The 16,779-nt window shown below is 50.7% G+C and carries 18 protein-coding genes and 1 riboswitch; of the genes, 13 read left to right on the top strand and 5 right to left on the bottom strand.

What is annotated here, in order from left to right:
* Positions 1–7: 7 nt before the first annotated feature.
* Genes KNQ11_RS10355 through KNQ11_RS10325 form a run of 7 tightly spaced genes read left to right on the top strand, consistent with a single transcriptional unit; the run spans position 8 to position 6,979 of the window.
* Positions 8–1,351 carry a nucleotide sugar dehydrogenase gene (locus tag KNQ11_RS10355; protein ID WP_251133646.1) on the top strand — a complete coding sequence of 448 codons (1,344 nt, stop codon included), beginning with the start codon at positions 8–10 and terminating at the stop codon, positions 1,349–1,351.
* Positions 1,339–2,448, top strand: a complete 1,110-nt coding sequence (locus KNQ11_RS10350) for a glycosyltransferase family 4 protein (protein ID WP_214771510.1) — start codon at positions 1,339–1,341, stop codon at positions 2,446–2,448. The genes KNQ11_RS10355 and KNQ11_RS10350 overlap by 13 nt, the downstream gene beginning before the upstream one ends.
* A gap of 15 nt (positions 2,449–2,463) precedes the next feature.
* Complete coding sequence (locus tag KNQ11_RS10345) at positions 2,464–3,084, top strand: sugar transferase (RefSeq protein WP_149427845.1); 621 nt, start codon at positions 2,464–2,466, stop codon at positions 3,082–3,084.
* A complete protein-coding gene (locus tag KNQ11_RS10340) occupies positions 3,065–4,138 on the top strand; it encodes a lipid II:glycine glycyltransferase FemX (RefSeq protein ID WP_149427844.1) in 1,074 nt (357 codons plus the stop codon). Before KNQ11_RS10345 ends, KNQ11_RS10340 begins: the two co-directional genes overlap by 20 nt.
* Complete coding sequence (locus KNQ11_RS10335; protein WP_251133645.1) at positions 4,135–5,286, top strand: aminotransferase class I/II-fold pyridoxal phosphate-dependent enzyme; 1,152 nt, start codon at positions 4,135–4,137, stop codon at positions 5,284–5,286. Before KNQ11_RS10340 ends, KNQ11_RS10335 begins: the two co-directional genes overlap by 4 nt.
* Positions 5,283–6,053, top strand: a complete 771-nt coding sequence (locus tag KNQ11_RS10330) for a hypothetical protein (RefSeq protein WP_231681772.1) — start codon at positions 5,283–5,285, stop codon at positions 6,051–6,053. Before KNQ11_RS10335 ends, KNQ11_RS10330 begins: the two co-directional genes overlap by 4 nt.
* A gap of 29 nt (positions 6,054–6,082) precedes the next feature.
* Positions 6,083–6,979, top strand: coding sequence for an LCP family glycopolymer transferase (locus KNQ11_RS10325; protein ID WP_149427843.1), 897 nt, complete (start codon positions 6,083–6,085; stop codon positions 6,977–6,979).
* A gap of 238 nt (positions 6,980–7,217) precedes the next feature.
* Here KNQ11_RS10325 and KNQ11_RS10320 read toward each other — a convergent pair whose 3' ends face one another.
* Positions 7,218–7,823, bottom strand: coding sequence for an AmiS/UreI family transporter (locus KNQ11_RS10320; protein WP_050678141.1), 606 nt, complete (start codon positions 7,821–7,823; stop codon positions 7,218–7,220).
* Between the two features lie 146 nt (positions 7,824–7,969).
* Complete coding sequence (locus KNQ11_RS10315) at positions 7,970–9,223, bottom strand: SH3 domain-containing protein (protein WP_214724020.1); 1,254 nt, start codon at positions 9,221–9,223, stop codon at positions 7,970–7,972.
* A 172-nt stretch (positions 9,224–9,395) separates the two neighbouring features.
* Between KNQ11_RS10315 and KNQ11_RS10310 the strand changes: the two genes are divergently transcribed.
* Positions 9,396–10,307, top strand: coding sequence for a Gfo/Idh/MocA family protein (locus KNQ11_RS10310; protein ID WP_149427841.1), 912 nt, complete (start codon positions 9,396–9,398; stop codon positions 10,305–10,307).
* Between the two features lie 66 nt (positions 10,308–10,373).
* On the opposite strand, the gene KNQ11_RS10305 is transcribed toward KNQ11_RS10310, so the two are convergent.
* Complete coding sequence (locus tag KNQ11_RS10305; protein ID WP_214771508.1) at positions 10,374–10,994, bottom strand: hypothetical protein; 621 nt, start codon at positions 10,992–10,994, stop codon at positions 10,374–10,376.
* Entirely contained in the window at positions 10,991–11,680 is a 690-nt protein-coding gene (locus tag KNQ11_RS10300) for a hypothetical protein (RefSeq protein WP_064299334.1), read from the bottom strand. The genes KNQ11_RS10305 and KNQ11_RS10300 overlap by 4 nt, the downstream gene beginning before the upstream one ends.
* Positions 11,681–11,811: 131 nt before the next feature.
* Here KNQ11_RS10300 and KNQ11_RS10295 point away from each other — a divergent pair, with 131 nt between their 5' ends.
* Together KNQ11_RS10295 and KNQ11_RS10290 are read left to right on the top strand one after the other, a co-directional pair.
* Positions 11,812–12,885 (top strand): glycerate kinase, encoded by a 1,074-nt coding sequence (locus tag KNQ11_RS10295; RefSeq protein ID WP_214724018.1) that lies wholly within the window; start codon positions 11,812–11,814, stop codon positions 12,883–12,885.
* Positions 12,886–12,948: 63 nt separating this feature from the next.
* Positions 12,949–13,518 (top strand): hypothetical protein, encoded by a 570-nt coding sequence (locus tag KNQ11_RS10290; RefSeq protein WP_047392959.1) that lies wholly within the window; start codon positions 12,949–12,951, stop codon positions 13,516–13,518.
* Positions 13,519–13,565: 47 nt separating this feature from the next.
* Here the strand turns inward: KNQ11_RS10290 and KNQ11_RS10285 are convergent, their stop codons facing one another.
* On the bottom strand, positions 13,566–14,045 hold the full coding sequence (locus KNQ11_RS10285) for a glutathione peroxidase (RefSeq protein ID WP_058704508.1): 480 nt from the start codon (positions 14,043–14,045) through the stop codon (positions 13,566–13,568).
* Between the two features lie 170 nt (positions 14,046–14,215).
* Between KNQ11_RS10285 and KNQ11_RS10280 the strand changes: the two genes are divergently transcribed.
* The 3 genes from KNQ11_RS10280 (at position 14,216) to kdpA (ending at position 16,771) form a co-directional block, all read left to right on the top strand.
* Entirely contained in the window at positions 14,216–14,410 is a 195-nt protein-coding gene (locus KNQ11_RS10280; protein WP_029342614.1) for a hypothetical protein, read from the top strand.
* A 241-nt stretch (positions 14,411–14,651) separates the two neighbouring features.
* A riboswitch (cyclic di-AMP (ydaO/yuaA leader) is annotated at positions 14,652–14,805 on the top strand.
* A gap of 221 nt (positions 14,806–15,026) precedes the next feature.
* Positions 15,027–15,107, top strand: a complete 81-nt coding sequence (locus KNQ11_RS16990; RefSeq protein ID WP_071908832.1) for a potassium-transporting ATPase subunit F — start codon at positions 15,027–15,029, stop codon at positions 15,105–15,107.
* Between the two features lie 23 nt (positions 15,108–15,130).
* Positions 15,131–16,771 (top strand): potassium-transporting ATPase subunit KdpA, encoded by a 1,641-nt coding sequence (kdpA, locus tag KNQ11_RS10270; RefSeq protein WP_214771505.1) that lies wholly within the window; start codon positions 15,131–15,133, stop codon positions 16,769–16,771.
* Positions 16,772–16,779: the final 8 nt, after the last annotated feature.

Genomic DNA, 16,779 nt, shown 5'->3' with positions numbered 1-16,779 from the left:
ATCCACCATGAACAAGGCAGTCAAACACATCGTAGATACGACAGCAGCCCAAACTGGTTCACTTCCCATTGCCAACCGTTCGATTGCCGTCGTCGGACTCGGGTATGTCGGACTTCCCGTCGCCGTCGCGTTCGGTGAAAAAACAGGCGTCGTCGGCTTTGACATCAAGGAACAACGAATCCAAGAACTGCAAGAAGGCATCGACGCAACACTCGAACTGAGTCCGTTTACGTTGAAGAACGCAACCGTCGATTACGTCTCGGATCCTTCTGCTCTTCAAGCAAGCGACTTCATCATCATCGCCGTTCCAACACCGATCAATGCGCAGAACCAGCCGGACTTAACGCCACTCTTGCGGGCCTCACATCTTGTTGGTCGCCAGCTCAATAAAGGCGACATCGTCGTCTACGAGTCGACGGTCTACCCGGGAGCGACGGAAGAAGATTGCATCCCCGTTCTTGAAGAAGCATCCGGCTTACGCGCTGGCGTTGACTTCTTCGTCGGCTACTCACCGGAACGGATCAACCCGGGCGACCATGAGCACACGTTCAAGACGATCAAAAAAATCGTATCTGCCCAGGATGAACAGACACTCGACATCGTCGCAGAAGTCTACGAAGCGGTCGTTGAAGCCGGAGTCCACCGTGCGTCGTCGATCAAGGTCGCGGAAGCGGCAAAAATCATCGAAAACACACAACGCGATCTCAACATCGCCTTGATGAACGAACTAGCAATCATCTTTGACCGGATGGACATCGATACACTCGAAGTTCTCGAAGCAGCCGGAACGAAATGGAACTTCCTTCCGTTCCGTCCAGGTCTCGTCGGTGGTCACTGTATCGGCGTCGATCCATTCTATCTGACGATGAAAGCCGAGTCACTCGGCTATCATCCGGAAGTCATCCTTGCCGGACGCCGGATCAACGATACGATGGGACGCTTCATCGCAACAGCGCTCGTCAAGAACTTGATTAAACAAAACATGCCGGTCCTCGGCGCCCGTGTCACGATCCTCGGCTTATCGTTCAAGGAGAACGTCAGCGATATCCGGAACTCGAAAGTCGCGAACCTCGTCCGCGAAATCGAAGAGTTCGGCATCGACGTCCAGGTGACGGATCGACTCGTCGAAAAGAGTGAAGCGAAACGTGAGTACGGGATTGATCTACTCGAGATGAGCGAACTCAAACCAGCCGACGTCGTCATCTTCGCTGTCTCACACGAAGAATACGTCGAAGGCGGTTGGAATCTTGCACAACATCTACTCAAAGTCGGACGCGGCATCGTCGTCGACATCAAAGGGATGTTGCCACGGTCAGAACAGCCAGAGGGGGTCCACGTATGGCGCCTCTAAAAATCCTTCAAGTCTGTGCTCTTGATACGACGGCAGAGACGATGTTGCAGCCGCTCTTACTCGCTTTACAAAACGCCGGGCACGACGTCGGTATCGCCTGTGCCGACACCGGTGCCTCAGCAAAACTCGCAGCGAATGGATTCCGGATGCATGACATTCCGATCGAGCGCCGGATCGACTGGACGAGTAATTGGCGGACGATCCGTGAAATCACGCGAATCTTGAAGGAGGACGGCTACGACGCCGTCCATGTCCACACACCGGTCGCAGCCGCCCTCGGACGCGTTGCCGCGAAACGGGCCGGAACGAAGCATATCGTCTATACGGCACACGGCTTTTACTTTCACGAGAAGATGGGGCGGATGACGTATCAGCTGACATACTCCGTCGAGAAGTGGCTTGCGCGTTTCGCAACCGATTATCTGCTCCTTCAAAGCGAGGAAGATTATCAACTCGCCCAGCGCAAACGCTTCAAAGCAAATACGCGTCTGATGCACCTTGGAAATGGGATCGACTTAACGCGCTTCTATCCACGCCCGCGTGAAGCAGGCGCACCGTTTACGTTCCTCTTCATCGGTCGGATCGTCGAAGAGAAGGGGATTCTCGAACTGCTCGATGCGTTCGAGGATGTCGTCTATCGTCATCCGGAAGCCCGTCTCGTCATTGCCGGTGAGATGATGGCAAGCGAGCGCGATCAGACGACGAAACATCTCTTCTTACGGCGGATCCGTGAGATTCCGAATATCGATTACCTCGGATTCGTCGAAGATGTACCGAGCTTGTTCCAACAAGTCGATGCCTTCGTCTTACCGTCGCATCGCGAAGGTGTCCCACGATCGATCATTGAAGCGATGGCGAGTGCAAAGCCCGTCATTGCGACAAACATTCGTGGCTGCCGCGAAGAGGTCGTCGAGGGGAAAACAGGTTATCTCGTCGAAGTCCGCGACATCGCGAAGCTCGCCAAACGAATGAACACGCTTGTCGAACATCCGGACCGTGCCAATGAGATGGGGCGGAATGGATTTGACCGTGCCATGAAACATTTCAACGAAGCCGACGTCATCAAACGACAACTTGATCTCTTTTCAGCTATGTAAAAGGAGGACGTCATCATGAAACGCCTATTCGACTTCACGGTTAGTCTTATCGCCATCCTCATTCTACTTCCTGTGTATGCCGTCGTCGCCTTAGTCATCTATACGAAACTCGGACGACCGATCTTCTTCAATCAAGTCCGCCCTGGCTATAAAGGCGAGTTATTTAAAATCTACAAGTTCCGTACGATGACGAACGAAACAGATGCCGAGGGGAATCTCCTTCCGGATGCGGACCGGATTCCAGCATCGCTCGAGTGGATCCGTCGCTTAAGCCTTGATGAGATTCCGCAGTTCGTTAATATCCTCCGCGGACAGATGAGTTTCGTCGGACCGCGTCCGTTGCTCGTCAGTTATCTTAATCACTATACGAAGGAGCAGATGACACGGCATGATGTCCTGCCTGGTCTGACAGGCTGGGCGCAGATTCACGGCCGCAACGCAACGACGTGGCAACAACGTCTCGAGCAAGATCAATGGTATGCGGCGAATCATACGTTCCGACTCGATCTCTACATCCTGTTTAAGACGTTTAAGATGGTCATCTCGTCAGAAGGGAACTCAACAGCTCACCAGACCGGCATGGGTGAGTTCAAGGGTCTCGACGGAGGTGTTCCCCATGATGTCGCTAAGCGATGAACGATTGATTCGGGATCCGCGCGAATGGGACGCGCTCGTCGCAACCTATCAACTCGATTGTTACTACGAACATGCTTACTTCGAACTCGCAAAAGAGCAAGGTGAGATTCCTGAATTATTTTATTATCCGACGGAGTTCGGAACGTTGATCTATCCGTACTTGCGGCGACCGATTCCAGGCACACGCTTTGAAGACATCACGACACCGTACGGCTACGGTGGTCCTTATTTCACGGGTATCTGGTCACTCGATCAGATTCGCGAAGCCCGTGAGCGATTCGAACAATACTGTAGTGAAACTGGAATCGTCACCGAGACGGTTCGTTTCCACCCCTTGCTACACAACCAGGAACTTGGTCAACACTGGTGTCATCAAACGGATATCCTGCAGCCGACCGTGACCCTTGAGCTGACGGATCCGTTCGAGACGATCGAAGGTGGATTCTCGCAAATGACACGCCGTAACATCCGGAAGGCGCGCCGCGAAGGGGTCACGATTCGCCTCGGACGTCCGGAAGAGTACTCGGACTTCGCCCGTCTTTACCAGATGACGATGGATAAACACCAAGCCGATGCGCGGTATTACTTTAATCAGACCTACTTCGATCACTTCGCCGAAGGACGGATCAAAAATGTCCTGTTGCTTGCCGAACAAGAGGGACGGATCATCGCTGGATGCATCGTCTTGACGGGTCGCCAGTTTGCACATTATCATCTCGGTGCTTCAGATCCTGCCTACTTGTCGCTTCGCCCGAATCACCTCTTATTTGCGGAGATGATTCGTTGGGCAAAACAAGCTGGTCTTCAAGCGCTGCATCTCGGTGGCGGAACGACACGATCCGATGAGGATAGCTTACTCGCCTACAAACGATCTTTTGGTGAAGCGAATCGAACGTTTTTCGGACTCGGGACATCGATTCTTGATCCGACGATTTATGACCGGCTCGCACGACAAATCAAACGACAACATCCGGAAGTCGAGACAGGACAGTGGTTCCCGATCTACCGGACGCCGCTCCGTCAGCTGTCACCTCGAAGGGAGGAAACATCATGAAACACATCCCGCTCTCCATCCCGCACTTAAGTGGTCAAGAAGCACGTTACGTCACGGAAGCACTCGAGACGAACTGGGTCGCACCGCTTGGACCGAACGTCGACGCCTTCGAACGAGAGATGCGCGCCTACACGGGAGCTCGCGCAGCGCTTGCGACGAGCAGTGGTACTGCAGCCATTCACTTGGCACTCGCGACGCTTGGTGTCACGACGGGGGATGATGTCTTCTGTCAGTCCTTGACGTTCATCGCTTCGACGAATCCGATTCGCTACGTTGGTGCCCGTCCTGTCCTGATCGATTCGGAAGAAGAGACGTGGAATATGTCACCCGTCGCACTCCGACGCGCGTTGATCCAGGCGGCAACACGAGGAAAACTTCCGAAAGCCGTCATCGTCGTTCATCTGTACGGCGTTGCAGCGCAGATTGAGGAGATCGCTGCGCTCTGTGAAGAATACGATGTTCCGTTGATCGAAGATGCGGCAGAGTCACTCGGAACACGCGTCAACGGACGGATGACGGGAACGTTCGGGACGTTCGGGATCTATTCCTTCAATGGCAACAAGATCATCACGACGTCAGGCGGCGGGATGCTCGTCGCAAATGATCCAGCCTTGATCGAACGTGCCTTCTATCTCGGAACACAGGCACGGCAACCGGTCATCCATTACGAGCATACGGAAGTCGGCTATAACTACCGGATGAGCAACGTCGCTGCTGGGATCGGACGCGGACAGCTCGAAGTGATCGATCAACGCGTCGACGCACGGCGAAAAATCTTTGATCGTTACGATCGTGCCTTTGCACCGGACGGCGTCACGTCGCAAGTCGAGCAGACCGGAACATTCGCCAACCGTTGGCTCAGTGCTTTTCTCTTACCAGGCGGTCAAGTGCAACGCGACGAAATGATCCGGACGCTCCAACAAGCGAATGCCGAATCCCGTCCGGTCTGGAAGCCGATGCACTTACAGCCCGTCTATCGCGACGTACCATTCGTCACAGCAGAAGGAGATGATATCAGTCGTCGCCTATTTGAAGACGGAATCTGCCTTCCGTCTGCTTCACAAATGACGTTCACCGAACAAGCCGTCGTCATCCGAAACGTTCGTCACGCCTTGCAGACGACCGTACGCCGGAACGTCCAGTCATGAATATATGGGAAGGGGACATCGTCATGCGCGATATGGAGGAAGCGATCCACGCACTCCGTCTCGCTGCGAACGGGAAAAATGAATTGACGGCCAATACCTATTTCCGCTGGCAACTAAACACCACTCATCCAAGCGTCGCGGAAATCCTGATGCTGTTTGGGTCGTGGCAGATCGCCTTGGAACGAGCTGGCATCGGACATGCCCGCTTGACGTTCACGAAGTCGGAAATCATTGACGCCTTGCGTCAGGCACGGGAGGAACTCGATCCTTTCACGAGCGCGACGTACCGCGAATGGGCGCAACAAAAGCAAGCACCAAGCCTGACGGATATCGTCCATCAATTCAACTCGTGGCAGCAGGCATTGTCAGAAGCAGATATCTTGAAGGAACGCGTCCAGGAAATGGAACAGCGGATCATCGAGTCATTACTTGAAGCGCAAGGTGCCTTGCCGGTCTTGACGAGCCAGACCTACACGAAGTGGGCGGCTGGTCAAAATCGTCCGACCGTCGCAACGATTGCCCGCCGGTACGGCTCTTGGTCAAACGCCCTTGAAATCATCGGCATCGAATTCCCGCGGAAACGCTGGCGAGAAGAGGAAGTACTCGACGTACTTGCTACAGCCGCGCAAGAAACGGAAAATCTGACGATCGCAAGTTACCAACGATTCAGCATCGGTCGTGATGCACCCAGCATCGGTGTCATCACCGCCTTGTTCGGTAGCTGGCGCAATGCTTTGCTCGTACTTGAAGCGCAGAGACCGTCCTGAATTCAGATCGAAGAAAAGGAGAATGGATGATGAAGAAGTGGAAATGGATCGTGTTGACACTGACGGGGATATGCCTGCTCCTTCTCTTCGGTTCAGGCGGATACGTTTATCAAAAAGCGAGTCGGACGATGCAAGAAGTCCAAGTACAGGTGCCCGTCAAGGCAAGCGTCGAGACAGAGAAGGCCGTCGAACAGAAAAAAGGACTCTCGTTTCTCTTACTCGGGGTGGATCAACGAAAAAACGAGACGGGACGCAGTGATACGATCATCGTCGTGACGATTGATCCGAAGACGAATAAGAGCCAGATGATCAGTATCCCACGTGATTTAAAGACAGAAATCATCGGCAATGGTTCGAACGATAAAATCAATCATGCCTATGCCTTCGGTGGTCCACAGATGGCACTCGATACGGTCAGTCATCTACTTGATATCCGACTCGACTATTTCGCAGAAATCAATCTAGATGGTTTCACGGATCTCGTTAATGCCGTCGATGGTGTCACCGTCGAGAACGATATCAATTTCTCGTACTATGAGATGCAATTTCCAAAAGGGGAACTGTCGTTGAACGGGAAGGAAGCACTCGCCTATGCGCGGATGCGCTATGATGATCCACGCGGAGATTTCGGACGACAGATTCGTCAACGGCAAGTCGTTCAGGCGGTCGCTGATAAGATGACGGAGGACTTTTCGATTCGTCGCTTCAATGCTGTCCTGGAAGCACTCGGGAAAAACGTTAAGACGAACGTACCGTTTTCCGTTGCCCGGACCGTCGCGACAGATTACCGGGATGCTTTACGAAATGTCGAGACCTTATCACTCGACGGAAAAGGTGGCATCGAATCGGATGGCATCTACTATTGGCATCCGACGGATAAGTCATTGAAAGAAGTTCAGGCTCAACTGCAGGAAGCATTGAAATGACATGAGGGAAGAACGAACGTACATTTTGTTCGTCTCGCATTGTTTTCCTGGGACAAGCATCGTGCCGCTTCGTTTCGCTGCAGGGTCACTCTTGCTTGTTTTTCCCTAGGAAGCGATGTCGAGCGAACAAATTACTTTGCTTTTCGTTTGACGTGTACTGCAAATAGAACAAAAAAGATGTCCATCTCCGATTCATAACCGAAAATGGACATCTTTTTTTGATGAATCGATTAGCGTATCACGACGACCGAATCGTCCGAAGCATCGAGAATTTCATCATCGTATAGAGGAAATAGACAGCAGTCAGAACAGCAGCGCCGCTCCATAACCACTGGTATGCCGAACTGAAGTAGCCGAATCGAAGCCCGATCAGTGCCGGTACGATCAACGTCAACCAGCTCAAGACGAGAGCAACACGGGCAGTGATCGCATCAATCGGACGATTCATTCCCATGCCGAGGAAGAACAGGCTCCAGAGCAATGCCCAGAACAACCAGGTCACACCACCGATGATGTCATTCGTCGTGAAACTGACGAACGCATAAAACAATGCGGCAATCGCAACGAACAAGGAAAACCAACCGACCCCGCTCCCGTCGAGATTGAACAAGAACGTGATCCCGACGTAAACGTACGTAAAGGCAAACAGATAGATGCTCGCGTATCCGAACGTCAACGCTGGATCTCCAGCGGCACCGATGACGAGATAGGTCGCGATGAACGTCTGCAATAAACCGGTGATGAGACTGAAGACACCCGCGCTACGGAGATCGACTTTTCCGAACAAGGTCAAACTATTTAAAAAGAGCGCGACGCCCCCAAATAACAAACTGACATTTCCCACGTAAAACTCTCCTTCATTAAGACGTCAGACGTCTGATTCTAAACTTAACTCTAAGATGAATTCGTTTTCAGCGCAAGCATAATTTTAGAGACAAAACGAAAAACAACCTGACTCCCGGAAAGGGAATCAGGTTGTTGATTAAAAGATCATTGGTTCAAGACAGAACGGAGTGTCGTCTCGGTTTGAGACAACGATCCTTTCAGTGTGACAAGACCATATCGCGTCGAGCCTTTTTTGATGAAGAAGACACGTGTGTAGCCAGATTCCGGAGTGTAACCGGTCTTGCTCGCATAAACACGTGTATCACCTGGAAGTGAGGTGTTCGTGTGATACCACGTCAACGTCCGTGCATACGGTCCTTTGACGGTCGTCTGGTATGATTTTCGTCCACTGATCGTCATGAGCGCGCTGTACTTCGCATATGTATTCGCGAGTTTTTGCATATCAGCAGCCGTCGTGTAATGACTTGGATGATAGAAGCCATGTGGGTTCATGAAATGGCTCGCACTCATCCCGATCGAACGGGCGCGACTGTTCATGTACGAGACGAACTTCGATTCAGAACCTGCTGTCCGGACAGCGATCGCTTTTGCTGCATCATTACCAGAACGGATCAGCATCCCGTTCAAGAGTTGACGCATCGTGACTTTATCACCAGCACGGAAGCCAGCGACACTGCTACCTGCAGGAACGGATAACATCGAAGACGTCAGGGTGAACGTTTGATCGAGCGTGCCTTTACGTGCTGCTTCGTCATACGCGACGATTCCCGTCAACAGTTTAGTCGTACTCGCTGGATAACGGCGGACGAAGCTTTCTTTCGTCAATTGATAACTTGACGATCCAAGCTTGAAATACCGCATCGAGGCAACCGGATAACTCCCGCTTGACGGTTTAGGGCTGCTCGTCGTCACTTTACGGGCGACTTGGCTAGAGACGTAATAATAATTGACTTTCCCTTTGACCTTATACCAACCGTTTGAGTAAGAGACTGCATTGAACTTCGAGTTGTAGGATGCGAGTCGTTTGATGTTCTTTGATGAGGCCGTGCTTGGTGATGTCCGGACGTTCGCTCCAGCTTTCGAGTAGACGACGATTTTGTACGTCTTCACGGAACTACTCGACACTTTTTTAGCGACTTGGTTCGATAGATAACGATATGTACCTCCGTCCTTGATCTTATACCAGCCATTCGTATACGAGACGGCTGTGAATTTTGCCTTGTACGCGGCACGTCGGACGATTGTCGCAGACGAGGCTGTACTCGGCTTTGAGCGGATGTTCGCCCCAATCGTCGAAGTGACGACGACTTGGTAACTGGCTGCCTTTGCAGGTATGGCAGGAAGACATAAAGCGAACAATAATAAGAGCGTAAGACTAGTACGGAGCAAGCGCTTCATAAAAACTCATTCCCTCCTTGTTCAAATATGGTTTTATCATAAAACAAAAAAAGGAAATTCACTTCTTTTCAAAAAAAGGAATTCGAATCCTGTAACGAGCCAATTTCCATCTTTTCGTGTCAATTGACGTATCATAGGGAATGTAAGCAACAGAGGAAAAGGAGGAGTTCACATGAAATTAGCAGTCATTGGTCTAGGGGACATCGCACAAAAAGCCTACTTACCCGTCTATGCCGAACGATCCGATATCGAGGTGTATCTGATCTCGCGAGATGAAGAGAAAGCAAAACGATTGCAAGCGGCGTATCGCTTTGCAGGAACATACGCGACATTTGCTGACGCCGTACAGGAGGGAATCGATGCGGTCATGATCCATTCAGCGACGATCGTCCATGCGGAGCAAGCACGGCAAGCGTTAGAAGCAGGAATCGCCGTCTATGTTGATAAGCCGGTCTCGATGGAAATCGAAGAGATTCGTGAATTGACACGTCTGTCAGAGGAGAAACAGTTACCGTTCATCACGGGATTCAATCGACGCTTCGCTTCGGCGCATCAGCGCTTGCTTGAGGTGAACGATCCAAATCTCGTCCTCATGCAAAAGAATCGAACGTCGTTCATCGAAGATGCTAAGCCGTTTCTGTTCGACGACTTCATCCATGTCGCAGATACGCTTCGTTTCTTGACAGGGTGCGGCGAGATTGAAGACCTACACGTCAAGAGTAAGCAAGACGCAAGCGGTCTGCATCACGTGACGATTCAATTCGTCTCAAACGGAATCACGGCAATCGGTGTCATGAACCGCAATAACGGCATTACGGAAGAACGCGTCGAAGTGATGGGACCGGAAGAAAAACGAATCGCAACGGACGTGACGACACTCGATCAATTGACGAAACAAGGCACGCTTCGATATCCGCTCGATAACTGGGAAGCGACATTAAAGCGCCGTGGATTCGTCGATATGCTGGACGCGTTCCTCCGGACAGTCAAGGGGGAAACGTCCGAGTCGGTCGTAGCTTCTGACAGCCTCGCGACACATGAATTATGCCAACAGGTGTATGAGCAGGTTCAAGCAACACGTTAAATTCAAATCATAAAAAAAGCGCCGCTTCCCTCGAGGATTGTCTCAAGTGAAGCGGCATTTTACTGGTTATTTATCTGACAGTTGTTTGAGTTGATAGATTCGCTTACCGCCTGGTCCTTCGAACGTCACGCGGAGTGTCGAACGGACGAAGCGATAGCTGACTTGTCCTCCAGATAAACTGACACGAGCGGAGAGATCGGGTTCAAAACGAATGATTTCTTCATCGTTTCGGAGCGCGTCCGGGAGACCGAATTGATCAAAGCGAAGCGTCGCGATGAACGTATCTTGCTCATCAAAAGAGACATGGATGCGCCCGGTTCCGTCGAACGGCTCATCTTCGAGCGTGCTTCGTTCAACTTCATACGTACCTTCGAACTGTTTGACCTGTTGCAACGTCTCTCTTGCACTGAGGGCAATGGCTTCTGCTCGTTTTCGGACAGGGTGATCCGTTGCGAGTTGAAGACGTTCGATCGCCTCCGCCGTTTTTAAGACATCACGCAGTTGATAACCGGCAAGCTGTCGCTCAAGCTGAACCATTAGCCGAGCAGCCGGTTCGTCGATGTCTTGTTTCGATTGTTCGACGGCGCGGGTGTAAGTTTGCTGTTCGAACTGATCTTGAATTTTGGATGTTTCGGGCGAACACGCCATCAGGAGACAAAGGGGCAGACAGAGGAGCACTCGTTTCATGAGGTCACCTCCGTTCGATTGACATCAATGATTTGCAGATGATCCGTATGCACTTTCAAACGATAATGAACGCGGTAGGTCACAGGCTTTGAACCCGTTGCTGTCGCGATTTGGTACGTTTCCTGTGTACGCAAGTGATACGTGGTACCTTTTGACGTAAATTTTTGGAATGTCACGGCAAGAACACTTGGAGCGACAGGGGCATCAGCGGCATTCGTCAATCGCTCGAGATGGTCGAACTCGGATTCGAACACCTTCAAGGTCGTAAACTGGATGGCGGAAAATGTCTCGATGGAATCGTATTTCTTCGAATACGTCGCTAGTTCTGGAATCGTTCGTGTGTATTGGCGGACGAAACGAAGGACATCATAGGACGTCGGAGGCCGATCTTTCGAATACGTTTGATTGTAAGCCGTTTGTTCATCGGACCATTCAGAAAGAGCGAGTGCTTCGACGCTAGGCGTCTGATTGGCTTCCGGCGAAACGGGATCTTTTAACGAATACCACAGGAAACCGGCTCCTCCGACGAGAAAGAGCAAAAGACAGGTGCTAATGAGCCAAGTGCGTGAAGAGGACGGAGCGGGTGGTTCAGCTGGTCGTTCTTTCTTGATGACAGGATGTTGGCAATGAGAACAAGTCGTATCGTGTTGACGAAGTGGTGTACCACATAACGAACAGCGTTCCATGAAATAAGACCTCCTGTGTATGTAAAATGAAATGTCAGATAAGGTAATGGTAATTTAAAATTAGTATCATCGTAACATTAATTGGAAACGCAATCAAAACTTGATATGAGTTTTTTAGGGGGAACGTACAGATGGGACGTCACTTGATTTTGATGGATGCATTCAAAGGGAGTATTTCTTCGAGCGAGGCGGCAGAAGCTGTCGCCTCCGGTATCCGGGCGTATGATCCGACAGCGATCATCGATTCCTTGCCTGTTGCGGACGGCGGGGAGGGAACGCTCGATGTCTATCTTGCACTCGGATATGACGTGAAGACGGCGATGACGATCGATCTAGCAGGTCGTCCGTGTGAAGTAGAGTACGCTGTCAAGGGGACAGATGCCGTCATCGAAGTCGCGCGTATTTGTGGACTGCCGATGCGGCGAAGCGAGGATGATCCCGTTCGAATGAATACGCGTGGTGTCGGTCGTTTGATTGCTCAGTTACGCGATCAGGGAATCACGCATATCCGACTGGCTTTAGGCGGGACTGGTACGACGGATGGCGGACTCGGTTTACTCGCGGAAGTCGGTTGTCGGCTTGAAGATGCGTCTGGTGATCCGATTTCGTTTCAAACGAATCCGTTACTTGAGACGTATGCTATTCAATGCCCGGCGTATCCTGTTCAACTGGAAGCGCTCGTCGATGTGACAGCCCTTTATCATGGTCCAGATGGTCCAGCGTATCTGTTCGGTCCCCAAAAAGGACTGCTTCGAGAAGACATCGTAAAGTTCGATCAGCAACTTGAACGGATCGGGCGGTTACTTGGACTAGAGAATGTTAAAGGAGCTGGAGCAGCCGGTGGACTCGGGGGAGCGGTCTATGCGCTGGGCGGCACGATCGTTCCGGGAGCCAAGACGATCCTGCAACATCTTCGCGTAGCAGAGCGGATGGAGCAAGCCGATTATGTCTGGACAGGAGAAGGACGCGTCGACCGTCAAAGTCAAATCGGTAAGTTACCAGGTGAGGTCACGCGGATGGCGAAAGCAGCTGACGTTCCTTGTCTGATCCTTGCCGGAATCGTCGAAGAAAACATGCCGCACGCACTCGATTGTCGCTCGATCCATGCCGGACAAGCAATCACGCTGGAGCGAGAACAGACGATGGCTCGTATGAGCGAGCAAGCACGTAAGTGGCTCGAGGAACTTTCACTGAAACAGGGATGAAGTCGGAAAAGTTTGGGTAAATAACTGTATATTGCCATACTTTTAGAGAAGGTAGGTCATCGTATGATCAATCAATCGATTCAATTATCGTTTCGCCAAGTCCGAGCACTGGTCGAACATACCCTGCTATTATTCAAAGAGCTCGATCAACAATTAGCAAACCGTGGATACGAACCGGTTCTCCCGGAAGTCGTCCAAACGGAACATGGTTTGAGCATCCATCAGACGAAGGAGAGTGCGGAGTCACTCGTGCCGCACTTTTTAACACGGACGTATGTCCGGCAACAAGAAAAAACGAACCAACATGGATTGCTGATCTCTGTTCAATATACGCATCCGCTCCATGAACGATTCGATCCGGTCGTCCTCGTCGGCGATGTTGCGTTCAAGCAAGCAAAACATGCGCAAAAAATCTTAAGTGAAAAGCCGTGGCTCCTGAAATACGCAGCTTTTGAATCTACGATTGCGCAAGAGTTCGTTGCCGATGGTACACGCTATACGACGCAACCGATTGAAGAAATCGAAGAGCTGATCGTCTGGGGACATCCGTTCACGGAAATGCGCGACATCGATGACGTCAAACGATTGGCGGAAGAGATGATCAGCCGTCATCTTGAGCCGGGAACAACATGAAAATAAGCTTCCGTTCCTTCAAGAGAGAAGGAAGGAAGCTTATTTTTTTAGACTTGAACGAGCAATCGTTCGATCGCAGCCGTCAAATCAGTTGGATTCGTTTTTGGTGAGAACCGCGTCACTTCTCCATCACGGGTCACGAGGAATTTCGTGAAATTCCACTCGACGTCTGTTGCACCGTCCGTCGTTGGTGCTTGTGCTTTCAGTTCCTCAAATAACGGATGCGCTTGCTCACCGTTGACATCAATTTTTGAGAAGACGGGGAATGTCACGCCGTAGTTGACTTGGCAGAACGACTGGATCTCCTCGTCCGTTCCCGGATCTTGATTCGCGAACTGATTACATGGGAAACCAAGTACGGTCAACCCTTGCGAACGATAGTCTTGATGCAATTGCTCGAGTCCTTCGAACTGTGGCGTCAAGCCACATTTGCTGGCTGTATTGACGATCAGCCATGCTTGAGCTGGGTAGTCACTTAAGGATGCCGACGTTCCGTCGACGCGTTGAAATGAATGATCTTGTAACATATCGATTCCCCCTTTTTAAGTACTTCTCCAGTGTAACAAATCCGTTTTCTCGTCGTCTTCTATCGTTACTTGCGAGATGACAGAAACATCACAATCGGGTGTCAGCGACGCTTTTTCGATGAATCTTTGTTACGATGAAAAGGAATATGGAAGGAAAGGAGAGATGCCACATGAGAAAAATGTTGAAACAATCGCGGTTCGTTATGATCGCGACGCTTTGTCTCGTCCTGGTCAGTAGTTGTATTACCTTACTGACGCTTGGGTTCGAACGCGATATTGTGATTCTTGTTTCTGGAGTGGTTGCCCTATGGGTGACGATGCTAGCTCCTTTGACGGTCCATGCCAAAATGAATCAGCAATCATAATCATTGTTCGTTCATGAAACCGCGGAACGATTCTCGCTAAAATGGAGCTCCTCCATTTTAGATGAAGGAATCGATTTCTGCGGTTTTTTTTCTTCTATAGCATAGAGGTGAAAAACGCTATTTTTCGAAAGTAAGTCATTAAAAAATCAGACTATTTTTTTTTCAACTTTTCTATTTACAACCCGAAAAAATCGGAGTAATATCCATCTCATCAACGAACACTAACATGTTAATGCTTCGATCTCAAAGTACGCCGAATTCATGATTGAAGCGGGGGACCCAACCGTCACGACACGTGACACGGGGTGAATCCTTTCCGAACGGGAAAGGTAGGGCGAATTCCTAGGTATGCCCGAATCCGACAGCTAACCTCGCAGGCGTTTTTAGGAGGGAACGACTCTTTTTCAGTATGCCAAAGTATAAAGGCGATGCTGGGGCCGTTTATTGCCTCACATCGTCTTTTTGTCGTGTCTAATTGTAAAAATATTGAATAATATGGGGGTAATTTCATAATGGGAGAGCTGTGGAGTATCGTATTGCTTGCCTTCTTCTTCGGTACGACGTTCGGGATGATTCATCTGATCGAACGTGTCCAGTGGAGAGCAGGTGACCGTAAATGACATGGTTTTTACTAGCGACGGGCTGCCTCGTCTTCTTGTATCTCGGTTATTGTCTGATGTATCCAGAAAAATTCTAATCGCATAGGGAGAAAAGAAAAACATGTGGACTCAATTCATGATCCAATTTTGGATCCTACTCGTCATCGCACTTTGCGCGGCGGTCTTGCTTGGTCGCTACATCGGGATATACTTCGCACCTGTCGCAGAGCGTCGGGTCGATAAAATCGGTAAGGTCGAACGACGACTTCTTTTGTTACTCGGCGTCGATGAAAAGAAACACGATCAATCGTGGGTCGGTTACTCGAAAAGTTTGTTGCTTGTAAATATTTTCTTCTTCATCGGTGGTTATTTGCTACTTCGTTTCCAAGGCAGTCTACCCTTGAATCCGAACGGTGCTGTGAATCTCGATTGGTCGACAGCGTTGCATACGACAATCAGTTTCATGACGAACACCGATCAACAACACTATTCAGGCGAGGCACTCTCATATCTCTCGCAAACGTTCGTCCTTGGAACGATGTTGTTCGTCGCTCCAACGATGGCGTTCACGGTCTGTATCGCTGTCATTCGTGGTCTTGCGAACAAACCACTCGGTAACTTCTATGCCGACTTCGTTCGCTTCATCTTGCGAATCCTGATTCCGATTTCACTCGTGTTCGGGATGGTCATGATCGTCTTCGGTGTACCACAGACGTTCGGAGGGGCGGTCAGCGTCACGACGCTCGAAGGAGCGAAGCAGTTGATTTACCGTGGACCGGTTGCTGCGTTTGAAGTCATCAAACAGCTCGGGAACAACGGTGGCGGTTTCTTTGGTGTCAATGGTGCTCATCCATTCGAGAACCCGAACCAGTTCGTCAACTTCATCCAGATGTTCTTGATGTTGCTGATTCCGATGTCACTTCCAATCGCTTACGGAAAAATCATCGGTTCAGCGAAACAAGGACGACTGTTCCTTGGTGTCATGAAGCTTCTCTTCATCATGATGACGGTCGGGATGGCAGGGAGCTTGCTTGCGAATCCAACGGCACACGGTCAGGAACTACGGTTCGGTCAAATCGGAACGGCGCTCTACAGTTCAATCACGACGGCAGCTGAAACTGGTGCGGTCAACGCTATGCACGACTCACTGCATCCACTTGCTGGATTGATCCAACTCGGCAATATGATGCTCAACGTCGTTTACGGTGGAGCAGGTGCAGGATTCCTGAACGTCTTACTTTACGCCTTCGTCGCAGTCTTCCTGACAGGTCTCTTGATCGGTCGGACACCGACGTTCCTCGGGAAGAAAATCGAGACGTTCGAAGTGAAGATGATCGCGATCGCGCTACTCGTGCCGCCATTCCTGATTCTCGTCGGAACGGCAATCTCGATGTACGCTGCACCAGGCGTCGCCGGCATCTCGAACCCAGGTTATCACGGACTGTCGCAAGTCTTGTATGAGTTCACATCCGCGACGGCGAACAACGGATCCGGTTTTGAAGGACTCGGCGACGCAAACGTCTACTGGAACGTCTCGACGTCATTCGCGTTGTTCTTCGGACGCTACATCCCATTGATCTTGATGCTTGCGATCGTAGGTTCGCTTAAAGCGAAGCAATCGGTTCCGCAAGATGAATTTTCGTTTAAGACAGACACACCACTCTTCGGAACAGTCTTCCTCGGTACGGTCGTACTCGTCGGTGCATTGACATTCTTGCCAGTGCTCGTACTTGGACCAGTCGCGGATTGGCTGACGATGTGAACAGGAGA

The organism is Exiguobacterium sp. s39, from assembly GCF_018618925.1.
Taxonomy (GTDB): Bacteria; Bacillota; Bacilli; order Exiguobacteriales; family Exiguobacteriaceae; genus Exiguobacterium_A; species Exiguobacterium_A abrahamii.
This window is presented reverse-complemented; position numbering and strand designations above follow the sequence as displayed.